The sequence below is a fragment of the Rhodococcus sp. As11 genome, from assembly GCF_048957735.1.
Lineage (GTDB): Bacteria > Actinomycetota > Actinomycetes > Mycobacteriales > Mycobacteriaceae > Rhodococcus > Rhodococcus gordoniae.
Genome location: NZ_JARDJE010000035.1, coordinates 1 through 18,005, shown reverse-complemented (window position 1 = coordinate 18,005; position 18,005 = coordinate 1). Strand labels below are relative to the sequence as shown.

The 18,005-nt window shown below is 64.4% G+C and carries 16 protein-coding genes; 9 read left to right on the top strand and 7 right to left on the bottom strand.

The window, feature by feature from the left end; genetic code table 11:
- Positions 1–540 precede the first annotated feature (540 nt).
- On the bottom strand, positions 541–1,425 hold the full coding sequence (mihF, locus tag PV766_RS23565; RefSeq protein ID WP_064064837.1) for an integration host factor, actinobacterial type: 885 nt from the start codon (positions 1,423–1,425) through the stop codon (positions 541–543).
- 133 nt (positions 1,426–1,558) lie between these two features.
- On the opposite strand from mihF, the gene PV766_RS23560 reads away from it, so the two are divergent.
- The 7 genes from PV766_RS23560 to PV766_RS23530 are packed head-to-tail and all read left to right on the top strand — an operon-like array spanning position 1,559 to position 7,724.
- Positions 1,559–2,113 (top strand): FAS1-like dehydratase domain-containing protein, encoded by a 555-nt coding sequence (locus PV766_RS23560; protein ID WP_421098064.1) that lies wholly within the window; start codon positions 1,559–1,561, stop codon positions 2,111–2,113.
- A complete protein-coding gene (locus tag PV766_RS23555; protein WP_421098063.1) occupies positions 2,110–2,520 on the top strand; it encodes a Zn-ribbon domain-containing OB-fold protein in 411 nt (136 codons plus the stop codon). Before PV766_RS23560 ends, PV766_RS23555 begins: the two co-directional genes overlap by 4 nt.
- Positions 2,517–2,927, top strand: coding sequence for a MaoC/PaaZ C-terminal domain-containing protein (locus PV766_RS23550; RefSeq protein WP_421098062.1), 411 nt, complete (start codon positions 2,517–2,519; stop codon positions 2,925–2,927). The genes PV766_RS23555 and PV766_RS23550 overlap by 4 nt, the downstream gene beginning before the upstream one ends.
- Complete coding sequence (locus PV766_RS23545; protein WP_421098061.1) at positions 2,924–4,108, top strand: lipid-transfer protein; 1,185 nt, start codon at positions 2,924–2,926, stop codon at positions 4,106–4,108. The genes PV766_RS23550 and PV766_RS23545 overlap by 4 nt, the downstream gene beginning before the upstream one ends.
- Before the next feature lie 42 nt (positions 4,109–4,150).
- The gene (locus PV766_RS23540; RefSeq protein ID WP_421098060.1) at positions 4,151–5,356 is read left to right on the top strand and encodes a DegT/DnrJ/EryC1/StrS family aminotransferase; all 1,206 of its coding nucleotides are present in this window, start codon (positions 4,151–4,153) and stop codon (positions 5,354–5,356) included.
- 26 nt (positions 5,357–5,382) lie between these two features.
- Complete coding sequence (locus PV766_RS23535; RefSeq protein WP_421098059.1) at positions 5,383–6,591, top strand: acyl-CoA dehydrogenase family protein; 1,209 nt, start codon at positions 5,383–5,385, stop codon at positions 6,589–6,591.
- Between the two features lie 2 nt (positions 6,592–6,593).
- Positions 6,594–7,724, top strand: a complete 1,131-nt coding sequence (locus tag PV766_RS23530) for an acyl-CoA dehydrogenase family protein (protein WP_421098058.1) — start codon at positions 6,594–6,596, stop codon at positions 7,722–7,724.
- Between the two features lie 119 nt (positions 7,725–7,843).
- Here PV766_RS23530 and PV766_RS23525 read toward each other — a convergent pair whose 3' ends face one another.
- Positions 7,844–8,668: an IclR family transcriptional regulator gene (locus tag PV766_RS23525; RefSeq protein WP_421098057.1), complete on the bottom strand. Its 825-nt coding sequence runs from the start codon at positions 8,666–8,668 to the stop codon at positions 7,844–7,846.
- Positions 8,669–9,086: 418 nt separating this feature from the next.
- On the opposite strand from PV766_RS23525, the gene PV766_RS23520 reads away from it, so the two are divergent.
- Positions 9,087–10,784, top strand: a complete 1,698-nt coding sequence (locus tag PV766_RS23520) for an AMP-binding protein (RefSeq protein WP_421098056.1) — start codon at positions 9,087–9,089, stop codon at positions 10,782–10,784.
- Between the two features lie 409 nt (positions 10,785–11,193).
- Here the strand turns inward: PV766_RS23520 and PV766_RS23515 are convergent, their stop codons facing one another.
- The 5 genes from PV766_RS23515 to PV766_RS23495 form a co-directional block, all read right to left on the bottom strand.
- A complete protein-coding gene (locus tag PV766_RS23515; protein ID WP_064064845.1) occupies positions 11,194–11,823 on the bottom strand; it encodes a PaaI family thioesterase in 630 nt (209 codons plus the stop codon).
- A gap of 213 nt (positions 11,824–12,036) precedes the next feature.
- Positions 12,037–13,011 (bottom strand): SDR family NAD(P)-dependent oxidoreductase, encoded by a 975-nt coding sequence (locus PV766_RS23510; protein WP_421098055.1) that lies wholly within the window; start codon positions 13,009–13,011, stop codon positions 12,037–12,039.
- A gap of 664 nt (positions 13,012–13,675) precedes the next feature.
- The gene (locus tag PV766_RS23505) at positions 13,676–15,025 is read right to left on the bottom strand and encodes an MFS transporter (RefSeq protein ID WP_421098054.1); all 1,350 of its coding nucleotides are present in this window, start codon (positions 15,023–15,025) and stop codon (positions 13,676–13,678) included.
- Positions 15,022–15,945, bottom strand: coding sequence for an NAD-dependent epimerase/dehydratase family protein (locus PV766_RS23500; RefSeq protein WP_421098053.1), 924 nt, complete (start codon positions 15,943–15,945; stop codon positions 15,022–15,024). The genes PV766_RS23505 and PV766_RS23500 overlap by 4 nt, the downstream gene beginning before the upstream one ends.
- Before the next feature lie 47 nt (positions 15,946–15,992).
- Positions 15,993–16,805, bottom strand: coding sequence for an SDR family NAD(P)-dependent oxidoreductase (locus PV766_RS23495; RefSeq protein ID WP_064064848.1), 813 nt, complete (start codon positions 16,803–16,805; stop codon positions 15,993–15,995).
- Between the two features lie 149 nt (positions 16,806–16,954).
- Here PV766_RS23495 and PV766_RS23490 point away from each other — a divergent pair, with 149 nt between their 5' ends.
- Entirely contained in the window at positions 16,955–17,716 is a 762-nt protein-coding gene (locus PV766_RS23490; RefSeq protein ID WP_421098052.1) for an IclR family transcriptional regulator, read from the top strand.
- Positions 17,717–18,005: the final 289 nt, after the last annotated feature.

Genomic DNA, 18,005 nt, shown 5'->3' with positions numbered 1-18,005 from the left:
TGGCACCGGCGTTGACCGCATAACCCGACACGAGGAATCACGCGACGATCTCGCACACCACCTCACGGGACTTGACCCTCGACCGCCACCAGAACTGCGATGATGACCCATGCGGGGCGTTGGCGAGCGAAACGTCCGCGTGGAACGGATTGCGCCGCAACAGGCAGGTCGTGACTGTCTGTCGTACTTGTCATGAACTGATCTCCAGACTTGGGCAGCCCCGGTACGGGCTGCACTGTTGGAAGTCGGACAGTCGCGAGGGCCGGCCCCCAGGCATGTCGCCACGGGCAGCCCGACGGCTGTTCGGGGATTCGACAAAGTGTGGCGAATCACTTTCCGATACATGACGGTTTGACCACTCAGTGAGACCTCGAAGTGATCCGGATTACTCGGCCGTCCAGCTTTCCTCGTATGACGGCGCACCGAGCGGGTTCACGGTCGTGAGCCGGTCGAACAGCGGTCGCGACGACCGAACCGTGAATCTCCGCCGTTGCGAAGAGGATCGAGAGATTCTCGAGCAGAAACGGTCCCGATTCGACATCAACGGATTCGAGCCAGAAGGTCGGCTCGCTGTGAGGGTGCGAGACCGGAAATTTGTCCACTTTCTGCGATTCCGACGGATTCTGCGATACCGCGAGCCTTGGATTTGCCGATCTTCGGTAGCGATTCCAGCACGTACATCACGTTCGTCGTCCCGAGGAGTTCATCCGTGTCTGCTCTTCGAAATACCTCGCCGAGTGTGAGCCGGCCGGATTTGAGGTCCGCTCTCAGTTCGGACCGGAACTTGCCGGCGACAGCCGGTTCCTCACCGGATTCGATACGACGGCCGTTGCCGCGAGAAGGGCGTGACAATACGAAGCCGTCGAAGAAGAGTGTAGTCAGCAGATCGGTAAACGCTTCGGTGGTGTACTCGGCGCGGCTCGGCCAGTGCATGCTCGCCCACAACGAGTCACGCACGGCTCGGTAGAAGATGTCGGTGGGAACGTCGGATCGGAAGGTGCCGTCGGCGACCCCGGCGGACAGTGCGCGAAGCCAGTGGTTGCGCATCTCGCGCGAAGCGGTGTCCACCGCCTCGAGCAGTCCGTGCTCACGCAGGTACTGACGGTTCTGCTGATAGATGGCTGTCGGATGAGGATGTGTCTCGATCACCTCGAGAGTCTCGTGGATCAACCCCCGCACTGTGTCCCACGGAGTGCGGGCTTCCTCGACCACTCGGCCGAACCTGCGTTCGATATCGGCCATGTATCGGCTCAGGATCTCCTGAACCAGAGCATCTTTCGAGGGGAAATAGTGGTACAGGCTCCCGGAGAACACACCGGCCCGCTCACCGATCTCGCGGACAGTGGTTCCTCCGACCCCTTTTTCCGCGAAGAGTTCGGCCGCGAAATCCATGATCTGCTCACGCCTGGCCGTCGCCTTTGCCACCGCGCCTCCTGTGTCACTCGAATCGACTTTCGACACCGCCGCGCTCCAACTCAGTGGGAGCGGTCGGCCGGGACGAACTTACCCCTGGTTAGCGTACCGCATCAAGCGCTTGCTCAAGAAAGGTTTCCGGGCTATGAACACCTTGGACCAGCAATTCGAACAGTTCATCGGACAGCAGGCCGAACCCCCGCGGGTGGCTCGATACCCCGTCAACGAGGCCATGATCCGCAACTGGGCAGAGGCGCACGACGACGTCAATCCCATCTACGTCGATCGGGAAGCAGCCCGCGCCACAGGCCGCGACGATGTGATCTGCCCGCCGGCCATGATCTCGACCTGGGTGATGGCCGGGTACCGCCGCTGGCGCGAGGTGCATCGCCTCCGTGCAGCGAAGATCACCGAGGACTCTGCATATTCGCGACTGCTCGCCCTTCTCGACGAGCACAAGTTCACCTCGGTCGTCGCCACCGATGTCCAGCACGAGTACCACCGGGAAACGGTTCCCGGCGACCACGTCACCGCGCACTTCACCATCGAGTCGATCTCCCCGGTCAAACGCACGGCGCTCGGCGACGGATGCTTCATCACCCTGCACAAACGCTACGAGAACCAACACGGCGAGTTGCTCGTCGAAGAACGGTTCCGTTTGCTCCGCTTCGATCCCACCGTCGTCAAGGAGACCCGATGACTGCCGTCCCCCGATTGACCGTCACCCAGGACAACGAGTTCTGGTTCGCCGCGGCGAAGGAGGGACGGCTCGAGATCCAACGCTGCGCCGAGTGCAAGACGTTGCGTCACCCCCCAGGACCCGCCTGCCCCGCCTGCCGGTCCTTCTCCTGGGACACCGTCGAATCCGCTCGCCGAGGAACCCTGCACAGCTGGACCGTGATCCATCACCCGCAGGATCCGGCCTTCGACTATCCGCTCGCCGTCGGACTGATCGACCTCGCGGAAGGCACCCGGATCGTCGCCGACATCGCAGGTGTCGAACACGATCGGCTCGACATCGGAATGGAGCTCGAAGTCTGCTTCGCCGAACACGCACACGGCGAGATCCTGCCGCAACTGAGACTCCCGAACGGAGGTGCCGCATGAGCTTGCCCGAATGTTCGGTAGGCACCCTGTTGCCCGACCTCGACCTACCCTTGGACCGGACCACCATCGTGGCCGGAGCAATGGCCTCCCAGGATTTCGAAGACGTACACCACGATCCCGGCGCGGCGAACAAGCGCGGAACCCCCGACATCTTCATGAGCATCAATTCGACGAACGGGTTCGTTGACCGCTACATCACCGACTGGGCGGGACCGTCCTCGCGCATCCGGCGGGTCTCGCTGCGGCTCGGCGTCCCGAACTTTCCCGGCGACACCATGCGTATGACCGGCGAAGTCACCGCAATCGGCGACGACACGATCACCGTCGAGGTGCTCGGCACCAACGATCGCGGTGTCCATGTGACCGCCGAGGTCTTCGTGACGCCGTACGAAGGAGGAACACGATGAGCATCGGAGGCTTCTCGCGCGCAGCCGCCATCGCCGGTATCGGTGCCACCGAATTCTCCAAGAACTCCGGTCGCAGCGAGTGGCAACTCGCCTGCGAAAGCGTGCTTGCCGCGTTGGACGACGCCCGGATCGGCGTCGAGGAAGTGGACGGCTTCGCCCTCTTCACCATGGAAACCAACCCGGAGATCGCCGTCGCGCGTGCACTGGGAATCCCTGAACTGAAGTTCTTCAGCCGTATTCCACACGGCGGTGGCGGCGCCTGCGCCCCGGTGCAGCAGGCCGCGCTCGCAGTTGCGAGCGGAGTCGCGGACGTCGTCGTGGTATATCGGGCGTTCAACGAACGTTCCGGACACCGGTTCGGGGCGGGGCCCCCGCCGTTCGCCTACAACGCGAACACCGACCAGGAATACCGCAACTGGATCAATCCGTACGGGCTACTCACGCCGGCACAACAGGAGGCGTTCCTCGCGCGCCGCTACATGCAGCAGTACGGCGTCACGAGTGCCGACTTCGGGCAGATCTCCGTACTGTCCCGCAAGCACGCGGCGAACAATCCGAAGGCGTGGTTCTACGGCCGACCGATCACCATCGAGGACCACCAGAACTCGAAGATGATTGCCGACCCACTGCGCCTGCTCGACTGCTGCCAGGAGAGCGACGGTGGTCAGGCGCTGGTGATCGTGAGCACCGAGCGGGCCAGAGATCTGCCCCACCCCCCTGCCGTAATTTCTGCGGCGGCGCAGGGCGTGGGTCCTCAGCAGATCTCGATGAGCAGCTACTACCGCGACGACATCGACGTGATGCCCGAGGTCGAACTGGTGGCGAAACAGTTGTGGGCACAGTCCGGTGTCGATCCCGGAGGTATCGACGCTGCAGTGCTGTACGACGCCTTCACACCGATGGTGCTGCTCCAGTTGGAGGAGTACGGGTTCTGCGGCCGCGGTGAGGCCAAGGATTTCATCGCGGACGGCAACCTCGAACTCGACGGCCGCCTGCCGATAAACACCAACGGTGGCCAGCTGGGCGAGGGATATATCCACGGCGTCAACGGCATCGCCGAAGGCGTCCGGTTGATCCGCGGCACATCGGTGAACCAGCCTGCGAAGACCCTCGACAACGTGCTGGTTACCGGCGGCTCTCCCGTGCCGCACAGCGCCATTGTGCTTTCCGTCGACCGCTGACGCAGCGGTCGAATACCCCCTATCCAGAAAGTGGAATCGAACATGACTGATCGCATCACCTATGCCCGTGCCACCCATGGCGAAGAAGAGATCCAGGCCGTCGTCGACGTTCTGCGCGGCGGCCACCAGGCTCTGCGGATCGGTAAGAACGTTCTCGAGCTCGAACGCCGGGTGCCCGCCATCTCCGGCAAGAAATTCGGCGTGATGTGCAACTCCGGTTCCTCGGGCCTGTACCTGGCCATCGAACTTCTCGGCCTGCCGAAGGGCAGCGAGGTGATCACCTCGCCGCTGACGTTCTCCACCGATGTTGCGCCGATCGTGCGCGCCGGCCTCATCCCCGCCTTCGTCGACGTGGAGCCGAACACGTTCAACGTCGACGTGAGCAAGATCGAGGCGATGGTCACGAGCCGCACCAGTGCCATCCTGATCCCCAACCTGGCCGGTAACTGCCCCGACTGGGACGCGATTCGCGCGGTCGCCGACCGGCACGGCCTCAAGGTCATCGAGGACACCTGCGACACTCTCGGCGCGACCCTGCGAGGCACACCGACCGGAGCTCGCGCAGACCTGAGCGTGACCAGCTTCTCGATGGCTCACATCATCACCTGTGCGGGTACCGGCGGCATGGTGATGATGGACGACGAGGAAACGCGCGACCGGGCCTTGTTGCTGCGCCGTTGGGGTCGCCGCTCGGAGCCGAATCTCTTCGGCAACGGTAAGGGTCGCGTCTTCCGCGAGCAGCTCGACGGCGTCGACTACGACAACGATTTCATCTTCGACCTCATGCCGTGGAACTTCGAGCCTTCCGAGCTCGGTGCTGCCTACGGAGTAGTCCAGCTCGACAAGCTGGCACAGAACTACGAGCGTCGCCGGAAGACCTTCGCGTCCCACACTTCGGCGTACGGAGCCTTCCCGGAGTTCTTCACGACGCCGGTCGAGCCCGAAGGTCTCGAGACCGCGTGGCTGTGCTACCCGGTGATGATCAACGCCGATGCGCCCTTCACACGTAGCGATATTCAGGAGTACATCGAAGGACAGGGTATCGACACCCGAACGGTGTGGAGCGGCAACATCACTCGTCATCCGATGATGTCCGGGATCGAGTTCCGCCAGCCCGAAGACGGGCTGCCCGAAGCCGATGCCGTGTTCGAACGGGGCATGACCCTCGGTATGAGTCACGGACTCACGGACAGCGAAGTGGAGCGAATTTTCACGGTCATCAACGATTTCGCCGCTCAATGGCGTTGATCGAGACTCGAATCGCAGGAGGCGACATGCATCCCGAACTGTCCGAGAAGTCACGGCGGCTACGTACCGAGCTGCGGGAGTACTTCGCGCGCACCATCAATGAAGAAGACCGACGTGCACTCGTGGACCAGACCGAAGGAGGGCCGGTCTTCGACCGGATCCTTCGGCAGATGGGCGCGGACGGCTGGCTCGGGCTCGGCAGGCCCGAGGAGTACGGCGGCAGCGGCGACGATCCCGAGGCGTTGTACGTGTTCTACGACGAGGTGATTCGGGCCAACGCCCCCTTGTCGCTGGTCACACTCAACACTGTCGCCCCCGCACTGATGAAGTACGGCACCCAGGAGCAGAAGGATTTCTTCATCCCCAAGATCCTGTCCGGCGAGTTGATCTTCGCGATCGGCTACACCGAGCCCGGTGCCGGAACCGATCTTGCTGCGTTGCAGACTCGCGCTCGAATCGAGGGTGACGAGCTGGTCATCAACGGCAACAAGATCTTCACGAGCGCCGGAGTCTACGCCGACTGGGTGTGGCTCGCGGTAAGGACGGATCCCGACGCGGCCCGCCACAAGGGCATCTCCGTAGTCCTGGTTCCCACGACCGCGCCGGGCTTCTCGGTCACCGAGATTCACACCGTCGGCGGCATCAGTACCTCGGCGACCTACTACGAAGACGTGCGGGTGCCACTGACCCACGTGGTCGGCGAACTCAACGGTGGTTGGGGGCTGATCACCGATCAGCTCAACCACGAGCGAGTGGCGCTCGCTGCGCGTGGCGGTATCGCGAACCAGCTGTACGACGAGGTTCTCGACTGGGCGAAGAAAGAGCCGGCGGGGTCCGGAGCGGTGTACGACCTTCCCTGGGTTCGTAGCACGCTGGCCGAGGTTTATACATTGCTCAGCGCGGCCGATCTGATAAATCTGCGCCTGGTCGCGGACGTTGCCGCGAACACTCTCGGAGGCGGTGACTCCGCGGCAGCGAAAGTGTTCGGCACCGAGGCGGTCGTCACCGCATACGGGCGGCTGCAGGAAGTTCTGGGCGCGGTCGGGTTACTACGGCCGGGAACGCCTGGAGCAGCGATCCAAGGCCGGGTCGAAACGCTCGCACGCCGAGCACAGAACAACACCTTCGGTGGCGGCACGAACGAGGTGATGCGGGAGATCGTGGCGGCCAAGTGCCTGGGCATGACACTCGCCGCTCGGCGTCGTCCCGAGGCCCAGTCCAGCACGAGGAGCTGACAATGGATTTCGAATTCGATGATGACCGATCGGCACTCGGCGACCTGGCCGGTCAGATCTTCACTTCGCTCGCCACGGTGGATCGTGTGGTCGAGGTCGAGACCCGAGAGAACGGGTTCGACCGTGTCTTGTGGCAGGCGCTGGCCGAAGCCGGGTTGCTCGGGGTCGCACTCCCGGAGAAGTCCGGAGGCGCGGGGATGGGGATGCTCGGTCTCGTTTCGCTGCTCGAACAGCAGGGGCGGCGAGTAGCACCGATACCGTTGTGGTCTGTGGTGGCCGGCGCCGCGCTACCGATTGCCGAGTTCGGCAGCGCCGAACAGATCGATCGACTACTGCCGGGGTTGCTCGATGGCACCACGCTGCTCACCGGCGCATTCGAGTCCGCGCCCGGCGGACACTCGACCCTCTCGGCGATCCGGAAGGGGGACACCCTGGTCGTGAACGGGGCGATCACCGCCGTGTCCGGCGGTGCCGTGGCTGCGGGGATCGTTGCTCCTGTGGTCTGCGACGACGGTTCGGTCGTCGTCGCAGTGCTTCCCACCGATTCGGCCGGCGTGACCGTCGAACCGCTCGCTGTGACCAGCCGCGAAAACGCCGCCGCCGTCCGATTCGGAGATGCCGAAATTCCTGCCCACGAACAGCTTTCGGGTGACGGAACCGAAATTGTGGCGTGGGTCCGACGACGCCTCCGGGTCGCACTTGCCGCTTTCCAGTTGGGTGTGTGTGCAGAGGCGCTCCGCATGACGGCGTCGTACACCTCGGAGCGAGTTCAGTTCGGCCGGCCCCTTTCCACCAATCAGGCTGTCGCTCTGCGTGCCGCCGACGCGTACCTCGACACAGAGTCGATCCGCCTTACCACATATCGGGCCGCATGGCTGCTCGATGCCGGTCGTGAGGACGAGGCGGAGGCGGCGTGCCTGACCGCGAAGTGGTGGGCTTCGCGTGGCGGGTTGCGCGTCGTACACGCCACACAGCACCTGCACGGCGGAATCGGCGCAGACGTCGACTTCCCCATCCATCGCTACTTCCTTTGGGGGCGGCAGGCCGCCTTCACCCTGGGAAGCGCCGATGCGATCGCTGCCGAACTCGGCAGCCAACTCGATTCCGCACCGCCGATCGGGTCCTCGGCCTGATGGCGTGCGCCGGATAGGTCAGCGGCGTCGAAATACAGGAGAGTGTTCGTCCCGGGCGACTTCTGCCGCCCGGGACGACAGCTCCGAAGCCGACCCGGGTGGCGCGGCGATTCCGCGCGTCAGTAAAAATCGTTCGAGGAGCGGTGGACTGTCCGTAACCGACGTTCTGCCGAGGTCGGAAACAGCAGTTCGGAGGTGCGCCGAGCGGCCGATCTGACCAGCGGGGCCATCCTGCCGAGTTCGACCACGCCGCGGCATGCGAGCGAGATGGCGGCGATCGCGCCGTCCGGGCCGCGCACCGGTGTTGCTACGGCACTGATGGTCAGCGGGCACTTCTCGCCGGGTACGTGCGACACACCGCGTTGTTGCCGCACCCGATTCAGTTGCGCGTGCAGAGCCGACAGTCTGTCGGTAGGGAGGGGATGTTCACCCAGGGACATGAGCAGCTCTACCTGCTCGGGCATCAGACAGGCAAGGAGGGCTCGCCCACTGACCGTGTCCTGAGCCGGCACCCGTACCGCAACCCGAGACGGAATCCCGTTGCGTGCTACGCCGCCGATCCTGTCCAGGAAATGGACCGACGTGCCTTCGAGAACAGTCAAGTGCGCGACCCCACCGGTTCTCGATTGCAGCTCGTTGAGAACGTCGTAGGCGGCCGCACGGAGCTCGGAATAATCGCCCACACGCCCACTGATCCGCTGCACCCGGACGCCGAGGCGGTAGCCCCGAGATCCGCGCTCGAGCCAGTGCAGATCGACAAGCTGGGTCAAGAGGCGAAATGCGGTGGAGCGGGGCAGTCCCGTGGCCCGGGTGATGTCTTCGAGCAGCATGTGCTGGGGGCCGTCGGCAAAGGCGTCGAGGATCTGCGTGAGGCGTTCCACCACGCCCGGGCGAGGCACACGCGCGGGTCCACTCGCCACACCTTGGTCCATCCGAATTGTCACGACAACTCCTCTCGCGAGTTTACCTAGCACTTGCTTGGTGGGGACGATACGCGACTTTTTCGGCGAACGCTCCCGCTGGATGGAACACGCGCCGGCGACCTGGCTCGCGGCGGACGGTGGGGTTACCGGCACTGCGCACGCCTCGCGTCGGTGTCGACGTACAAGCCTATGCAGCAACGATTTCCGTCCAGAGCTGGCGTTCTACTCCCCCGCCGGGACTCGACCGTCCCCCGGTGGCCGGGGTGACGGAACGGCGCCGAATGTCGTACCCCGACAACGGCTCTACAAGACCGCGCGAAGTTGACAGTGGGACGCGCCACATCTACGGTCGGAATATGAACCAAGCGCTTGCTCAACTGCTCTGCGGTTGGCATTGTGATGCGCACTTACCGGTCCGAACTCACGAGGGAGACGGTTGATGGAGACGTTCGCCGAGGTGGTCAGATCTCGAATCGGGGACGATCACGAGGGTTTGCGATTCGAAGGCTCGACCTGGAGCTGGGACGAAATAGTGCGGGAAGCGGCCGTTCGCGCCTCGCTGTTGCACGATTTCGTCCAGCCACGCCCCGGACGCACCCAACGACACGTGGGAGTTCTTCTGCAGAACGTGCCGGACTACGTGTTCTGGCTGCTCGCTGCGGCACTGAGCGGTGATGTGATCGTCGGCATCAACCCGACCCGACGGGGCACCGAGCTTCGACACGACATCGCCCATGCCGAATGCGATCTCGTGGTCACCGAGCCCCTCCACTTGAACAGTATCGATCCGGATCACCTGGCCGTGCCGGCAGACCGTGTCCTGGACGTGGCCTCCGCCGAGTACGCCGAGTTGTTGAACACTCATTCCGGTGCCGCTGTCCCCGATCTCCGCCTCGACCCGCAGTCGATCTATCTACTGCTGTTCAGCTCGGGATCGACCGGAGCACCGAAAGCGGTCGTCTGCTCACAGGGCAGGCTCGGAAGGCTCACGGAGAAGATGTCCGACCGCATCTCGCTGCACCGCAATTCGGTCTCCTACCTGATGCTGCCGCTGTTCCATGGCCACGCGATCATGATGAACCTGGCCGCCGCCGCGCAGGAGGGTTCGACGGTGGTGATGGTGCGAAAGTTCTCGGCCAGCGCCTTCAGCAAGGATATCCGCGAACACAAGGTCACGTATTTCAACTATGTCGGACGCGCACTGAGCTACATCCTGGCCGTGCCGGAATCGCCCGACGACAGCGTCAACGATCTGGAGGTCGCCTTCGGGTCGGAGGCCTCCCCCGCCGAAGTCGATGCGTTCCGCGCCCGATTCGGCTGCGAAGTGCGGGAGGGCTACGGCGCGAGTGAAGGTGCGATCAGGATCGTGCCGGTTCCCGGTTCGCCACGTAACTCTCTCGGGCTCCCCGCATCCGGAGCAGTCGCAGAGGTACGAAACGACGACAACATCGAATGTCCGCGTGCCCGCTTCGACGAAAACGGCGCCCTGATCAACGGCGAGGAGGCCACAGGCGAAATCGTGGTCCTCGGAGGGGGCAAGTCGTTCGAAGGGTATTACAACAATCCGGAAGCGATGGCAGACCGACTCAAGTTCGGTGGCGAAGACTTCTGGACAGGAGACCTTGCGTATCGGGATTCGGACGGATACTTCTACTTCGCAGGCCGGGACTCGGACTGGATGCGCGTGGACGGAGAGAACTTCGGTGCCGCCCCACTGGAGCGGATCATGGCGCGGTACCCCGAATTCTCGGGCGCACACGCTTACGCCGTGCCCGACCCCAAGACAGGCGATCAGGTCATGTGCGTGGTCGTGATGGCCGGAGACGCCGCCTTCGACCCCGCCGACTTCGCTACCTTCATCGACTCTCAACCGGATCTCGGCACCAAATGGCGACCGACCTACATCCGCGTGGTCGACGAGGTTCCGACCACCGGGAGCGGCAAGATTCACAAGGGCCCCTTGCGCGCCACCGCGTGGGAGGCCGACCGAGTCTGGTACGCCGCCACTCGTACGAGCGAGTACTCGCCGCTCACGGAGGACGACAAGCATCGCATTCGGACTCAATTCGTCGAGAGTGGCCGCGCAAACAACCTTCCGATCGCTTCTCGCAGGATCCTCGCCGGCATCGGTTCCTGAATGGTCGCGACTCGGCGCCCAGGATCTGTGTCGGCAAGTCTAGGACGGCAACCACAGCGGATTCACGCCGAAGTTGACGAGGATGCGCACGGCGTCCGCTTCGATGTCCTCGAAGGTCCCGTCTACAAAGACGAAGGTCACCGCCCGGATCCGCGGGGACATCGAAGCCGAGCAGGTAGTAGACGAAGGCGAGTACGGCGACGTCGGTTCCGGCTGCGATGCGCATTCTCCGCGCACCGCACCGCACCGCACCACACCGCACCGATCCGGTCGTCGGCCGCGGCCGGAAGCACCGAATTCTCCTGGCCTGGTGCATTATCCGTGAAATACGGATGCCTTTTCTCCCGGTCAGGGCAGGGCCGCGGTCGAGGTCGGTGTGTCGAGAAGATCACCGGCCTCGACCGACGTCCTATCCGGGCACAGGCGCGGTCACGACGGGCATGACGCTGACGAAAATGCCCCGCGCCTCCACGGTGCGTTCCCCGTTGCACTCGATCCAACCTTCGGCGATGGTCTTGCGGCCGACGGTGTCGACGATGCGCGAATACAGATCCAGCGGCTCTCCCAGCGGTGTAGGCCGGGGGTATTGCAGCTCGAGCGACGCCGTCACGGAACGGACTCCACGCGCCTGCATCAACGTGCCCAGCATGCAGTCGAGCAAATGCGCGGCAAACCCGCCGTGCATGATGTCCGGCGGTCCCTCGTGCAGCGCGTTCGGCACAAGCCTGGCTCGTGCGTCATCGTCACCGAAGTAGATCGCCAGAGGAATACCCATGGGGTTGTGGCTGAATTGCGTCCATGGCACCTGCCCGCCGGTCTCTCGGGACCGTGCCGGCCCGTCCAACGCCGGACGCAACGGGCGACTCCGCGGCCGCGCGCCGAGAATATCGGCCACTTCCGTAATCGAGGTGCTCGCAGCGCGGATGGCGTCGATATCTGCTGTGGTAGTCGCCGCCGCCAACATCAGCGTGCGCGTTGCAGCGACGAGAGCCGCGGTTGCCTCGGTCAACTCCGGGGGGATGTCGGTGATTCGGGTCATCGAAGTCCTACCTTCTTGTGTACGGGTGGATCCGGTCATTTGTAGGACCGGGGAGCCCAGATGCCCCGGGTCCGACTGCGCGGTTACGAAAGCGGGCCAAGAAGATCGCTATCGGGGAGGCATGATCCAGGACCCGCCTCCCCGACCGTCCACAACTGGTGGACGACACGATGGAGGCGCCTTTTCCAGCGCCTCCGCGTTGATGGAGCCGCGTCACCTACGAAGCGACTCGGGTACGGATGGTGCAGGCGCAAAATGCAGGTAATCGGGAAGGAAGCCGGACTCGTCCAGCTCGTGCGGCTGCCACCCCTCTACCAGCCCGCGCCCGTCGAGTGTGCGCACGGCGCGGTCGTGCTCGTGCAGCAGCGGCAGACTGTAAGTTACCTTCCCGGTGAGCAGCGAGGGATCGGACATACACAGGAGCAGCGCCGTTTCCGCCATCGTCTCCTCCGGTTCCGACGGCCATCCCGGAACGGCCGAGGCAGCGTGCTCGGTAGCGACGCCGCGGTTGGGGGCGAGGCTGTTCACCGCGATGTTGTCGGGATACAGCTCCATCGCTGCGCCGGTGGTGAGCCGATCGAGCATGGCCTTGGTGCCGCCGTACAGCACTGAGCCGGCGAGCGGATGGAACTGGAACGGAGGACCGACGCGCGGTCCTGCCTGCCGCGAGGAAATGTTGACGATCCACCCGGCGCCACGCTCACGCATCCCCGGGACCACGGCTTTGACGAGGTCCCAGGTGTTCCACACGTTGGTTTCCACGGAATCGAGGAACCACTCCCTTCGCATCTCCGTGAAGGGAATGTCGTAACGTCTTTCTGCGGCGACATTATTGACGAGAATGTCGGCACGACAACCCATGACATCTTCGATCCGGGCAACCAGTTCTGCCCGGTCGAGATCGGGCCGGCCGAGATCCGCGACAAAGGGCTCAGCACGGCCGCCATCGTGTCGTATGCACGCCACGGTCTCCTCGAGGGAGCCGGTGAATTCGCCGTCACCTGCACGCATTGTCCGTGAAACCGCGGCTACAGCAATGCCTTCCGACGCAATGCGTCGCGCGATCGCACGCCCGATCCCACGACTCGCCCCGGTGACGATGGCCAGTTGACCGCGCGGGGCTCCAGTGCGATCGGACTCTCGATTCCGGTCGGGAAAGCCGCGGTGGCTCTCGTCTTTCGCCTGCATCCCTACCTGCTTCCATGGTGCGAACGTGTTCTTTCGTACCGTAGATGGGGCACATGCAGGCGACCGGGCTATTCCCGCACAGTTGGAGCACATTGCAGGAATCACGACGGGAGTCCGCTCGGTCGTCAGAGTTGTGTTCCTACTGTGAACGCAGATCTGTGCCCGGACGGTAAGAGCTCGAGGAACTGCGGGAGCAGAGCAGCCGGCACGGGCAGCTACCTACCGGCCCCATACAGATGTCGGAACGGTTTGTGTGCACGGTTGACCTGGCTCACCATAAGGTTTCCGAATCCGGTGACGAGTCTTCACCGTCGGCGATCCGGTCGACCGCAAGTTCCATCGGGCGCGGCCGAACGAGCTGTGGGTCAACGACATTCCCCGAGCATTTCGTGCACGGTGGTGCCCCCACCGAACATCCGACGTGCGAGGATCGTACATGTCGATCAAGGAGTTCCTTTTACCTCGAGGTTTTCGGCGTCGAGGTCCGTGCTGCTGGGCTCATGCCGTCCTCCGGAAGTATTGACGACAGACCGGACAACGCGATGAGGGATTCGTTTTGATTGTCGATGCAGGTCGAGTTGCTCGGCCTGTTTCCTGCAGCAGTTCTTCTCGTTCACCCCACCGCCTGAGTCCGACCGAGCTCTCGGACTCAGGCGACTCGGCCCTAGTTTTCCGCAGAAGCGTGGACGTTTTCGGACTCACCTGCAGGGGTGACGTCCCCGAGCGCTACGCCGCGAGTTTCGGCGGTCAGCGCAATGGCGCCGACCGAGATCCCAGCGGTCACGACGATGATCAGGCTCAGCGGCCAACTGCCCCCACCGAGCGTGGCGAGCAGGGTGCTGGCGATCAGCGGCGTGAAGCCGGCTCCGATCAGGCTTGCGCCCTGATAGCCCAACGATGCTCCCGTGTACCGCACTGTGGCACCGAACATCTCCGACAGCAGCGGCACCAGCGGTGCGAACATGACGTTCTGGATGACCTGCCCGATGACCAGGCCGACCACCAGCAACATCACCGAGCCGGAGTCCACCAGCATGTACAACGGAAACGCGAACAGCATCGCCGCGACGGCGCCGGTGAGCACGATCGGTCGACGACCGACACGATCGGACAACGCCGACGCCAGTGGAACGACGAGCAGTGAGACCGTCGACAGCAGCACCAGCACCTGCATCACGGTGGATCGTTCGTAACCGATCCCGGTCGTGTACGAGATGATGTGCGAGGTGATCAGCGCCGTCATCGCGAACGGCGCGATACCGATACCACAGGCGAGCAGTACGGGACGCGGCGTCCTGAGTACCTGCGCCAACGGTATGCGGTCGGCAGTGGTGGCCACCTCCTTCTTGACCGCCTCCTTCTTGACCGCCTGCTCGAAGACCGGGCTTTCGGCGACCTGGGAACGAATGTAGAGGCCGACCACCACCAGCAGTGCGCTGAACAGGAATGGCACGCGCCAGCCCCACGTCTCCAGGTCTTCGTCGGGTAGCAGACTGACGATCGCCACCGCGACGGTTGCCATCAGAAAGCCGATGGGCGAGCCGAGATTCATTACGCCGGCCCACTTGCCGCGGTTGTCGGCATCAGCGTGCTCGACGACCATCAAGGCGGCGCCACCCCATTCGCCGCCGATGGCAATCCCCTGCACGAGCCGCAGGACGACGAGCAGTACCGGGGCTGCCATGCCGATGCTCGCGTAGCCGGGTAGCAGGCCGATGATGAAGCTCGCGCTACCCATCAGGGCCATCGTCACGAACAGGATGTGTTTGCGGCCCACGCGGTCACCGAAGTGACCGAAGATGAGCCCGCCCAACGGCCTCGCAACGTATCCCACGGCCAGGGTTCCGAAGGCGGCTATCGTCGATACCGCCTGGTTCTCCCCGGGAAAGAACACGTCGCCGAACACCAGCGCGGCCATCGTGCTGTACAGCAGGAAGTCGTAGTACTCCAGCACCGTTCCGAACAGGGCCGACAGTGCGACCTTCCGGATGTGCTTGTCGCTGCCGTCGGTCATGCCAGGCTCTGTTCGTACTCGCGGACAGTTTTCACGAGGCCGTGGATCGCGCGGGTGCAGTCCTCGCGGGGATAATCGAGCACTCGCAATGTCTCGGCGCTGGGCTCATAGGAAATGGTGTTCCCGCGCCCCTGCATGATCGCCGCATCCGGTAAGAGCGGGTGCGGTTCGTTACGTTCGACGATGGTGCGCCCGCCACCAGCGGCGTCGACAAGACGCTGGAAGAACTCGCGGTACGGAAGGTTCTCGTCGCCGATTAGGTACGCAACACCGGGCGCGGCGTTGCGCAGTGCTCCAGCGACCGCGTGCGCCAGCGACTCGGCGGACATGTAGTTCGTGCCGCCCGGCGGGGCGAAGTCCGGGATCTGCGGCTCATTGCCGGCCGCCCATGAGACGAAGCGGCGATACCGCTCGGCGGAAGGGCCGGGCACGGCTCCGATGATCGACGGCGGGTTCAACGTGCACGCGACGAACGAATCGTCGGCAAGTGCCCGGGTCCGTTCGTCCGCTTCCTTACGCGCCGTGACGTAGGGATTGCCGTCGGCGAATCGCTCGTCGAATTGATGGTAATAACTGCCTACCTGCACGAAACGGCGCACACCCGCTTCCTTGGCGAGAGCGGCGAAGCGAGGCACGCCGGCACTCTGGGCGTCGCGCCAGAAGCTTCGGTCGTCGCTTTCCCGCGGCTTGTGCCGCACGTCCTGGCCTGCGGCGAACACGATGCCGTCGAACGCCGACAGCTGTTCCGCGGTGAAGGTGGGGACTGTGTAGTCACCGATCAAAACCGGGAAGTCGGCCACCGGCGACGTACTGGCTATCGAGCCGCGCGCTGCAACGGTGACATCATCTCCCGACTGCTCGAGCAGAGTCGCGGTAGCGGCGCCGATCATGCCGGTGCCACCGACAACAAGGACCTTCATTACTGGGCATCCTCCGGAAAGGTGGGTGAGTTCGGGGGTCGGGGTGATCAGGGGTTGCGGGGGCGATTGGTCCATCCGGCTCCCCGCGGCACCCAGCCGCCGGCCGCGTGAGTGCCGCCGTCGACGTGAATGGTTCCGCCGGTGATGAATCGCGCCAGATCGCTGGCCAGGAACAAAACCGCTCCGGCGACGTCCTCGGGCTGCCCGGGGCCGCCGAGCGGCGACCAGTTGGGCCACAACGGTACGTCGTCGCGCGGGACGAGGGTGGTGTACGGGACCTGCGGCGTTTCGATGAGGTCGGGCGCGACGGCGTTGACCCGGACCCCCGATGGGCCGACCTCTGCGGCCAACGACCGGGTGAATTGCGTGAGCGCCGCCTTGTATGCCGAGTACACGGACTGCCCGGGAATGGCCCGGTGTGATTCGACCGTCGTCAGGTTGACGATCGATCCACCGCCGCGCTCTATCAGCCCCGGCAGCAACGTCCGAGTCAAGCGCAGGACGTGCGCGAAATTGATCTCGTGCAGCTCGTCCCACAGCGACGCGGCGTTGTCCGTGAACGGCTGCTGTGGGTGCAGGAAGTGCCCGACGTTGTTGACGACGACGGATGGGCGATGATCGACGACTTCGGCCGGGCACGGCGAGGTGCGCACGTCCCAGTGGAGGGTCGTGACGGTACCTCCGGCGCCGAGGTCGAAGGCGGGAGGCGGCGCCGGCGCGTTGTCTACCACGAGGACGTGCGCGCCGTGTGAGGCGAACGCGGCGGTGATCGCGGCACCGATACCCGCCGACCCACCGGTGACGAGGGCGCGCTGCCCGGCGAGTAGTGCTGTGGGTGTAAACCGCTGTGTTCCCGTCATGCCCCGATTACAGGCTCCTCAACGGTATAGCCCCAACCATTCTTCCGGTGAATGGAAGAATCGGCGATGCGGGACACATGAACTGCTATTACTCGAAAGGCAGCACAGATCGCTCGGCGATTTTCTCTACTCGGTGCGAAGGACACGGAATGAACTCGAGAGAACCGGGGGGACACGACCCGGGACGGCCGCCGACCGGAGTCCTGCGGCGGGCGGCTCGGATCCTCGATGTCTTCGCGGCCGAGGCAGGCACGTCCCCGGCGGGGTTGACCCTGACCCAGGTCGCTCTGGTCACCGGTCTCCCGCAGGCATCGGTGCACCGGACGTTGGAGCAGTTGGTGGCCCTGGATTGGCTCCGACGCGAGGGCATGAGGTATCGGCTGGGGATGCGTATGGTCGAGCTGGGCTCGGCAGCTGTCAACGACGACGCTCTGCGCCTGGCGGCCCTGCCCAGTCTGCGGTGGCTTCATCAGCAGACCGGCTGCATCGTCCAGCTGGGGGTTCTCGACGGTGACGACGTCGTCTATCTGGAACGGATCGGCGGTGAGTCCGTTCCCGCGATCAAGACGCGGGCAGGCAGCAGAACGCCGGCACGACAATCCACCATCGGCACGGCTCTGCTTGCACTCGCATCGTCACCGTGCGTTGTCGACCTCGAAATCATGCGTGTGCGGGAATCCCGCATTGCCTACAAGCGCGACGGCTGTCTGGAAGGGTTCGCGTGTCTGGCGGCTCCTATCGGCCCACAGGGATACGGCCGGGCCGCCGCCGTCTCGGTGTTCGGACCGGCGCGGCGGGTCGACAACGAGCAACAGGTCCGCATACCGTTGCAAAGCGCTGCCGCCGCCATCTGGCAACGGCTCAACGCACCGGTAACGCCCCGCAATACGGCTGAGAAAGCACGGGCCTGACCTTCATGTCGCGACCTGATGCTCGCTCCGGCCGCAGAGTCGGAAAGTACGACATCCCGGTTCCCGATCCGGACAGCCGGCCACGTCGAACACCGCGTGGGCCTCCCCTGAGATGTGGACACCAATTCCTATGGCGGCGAACGATGTAGACCATCGCTGGTGGAATTTATCTGCCACTATCCGTTCGATGGATCCGCCGACGCTTCGCGACAATGTCTCGGGCGTGGGGGGGGGGGCCGCGCCCCCCCCCCCCGCGCGGGGGGGGGCCCCCCCCCGGGGGCGGCGGGGG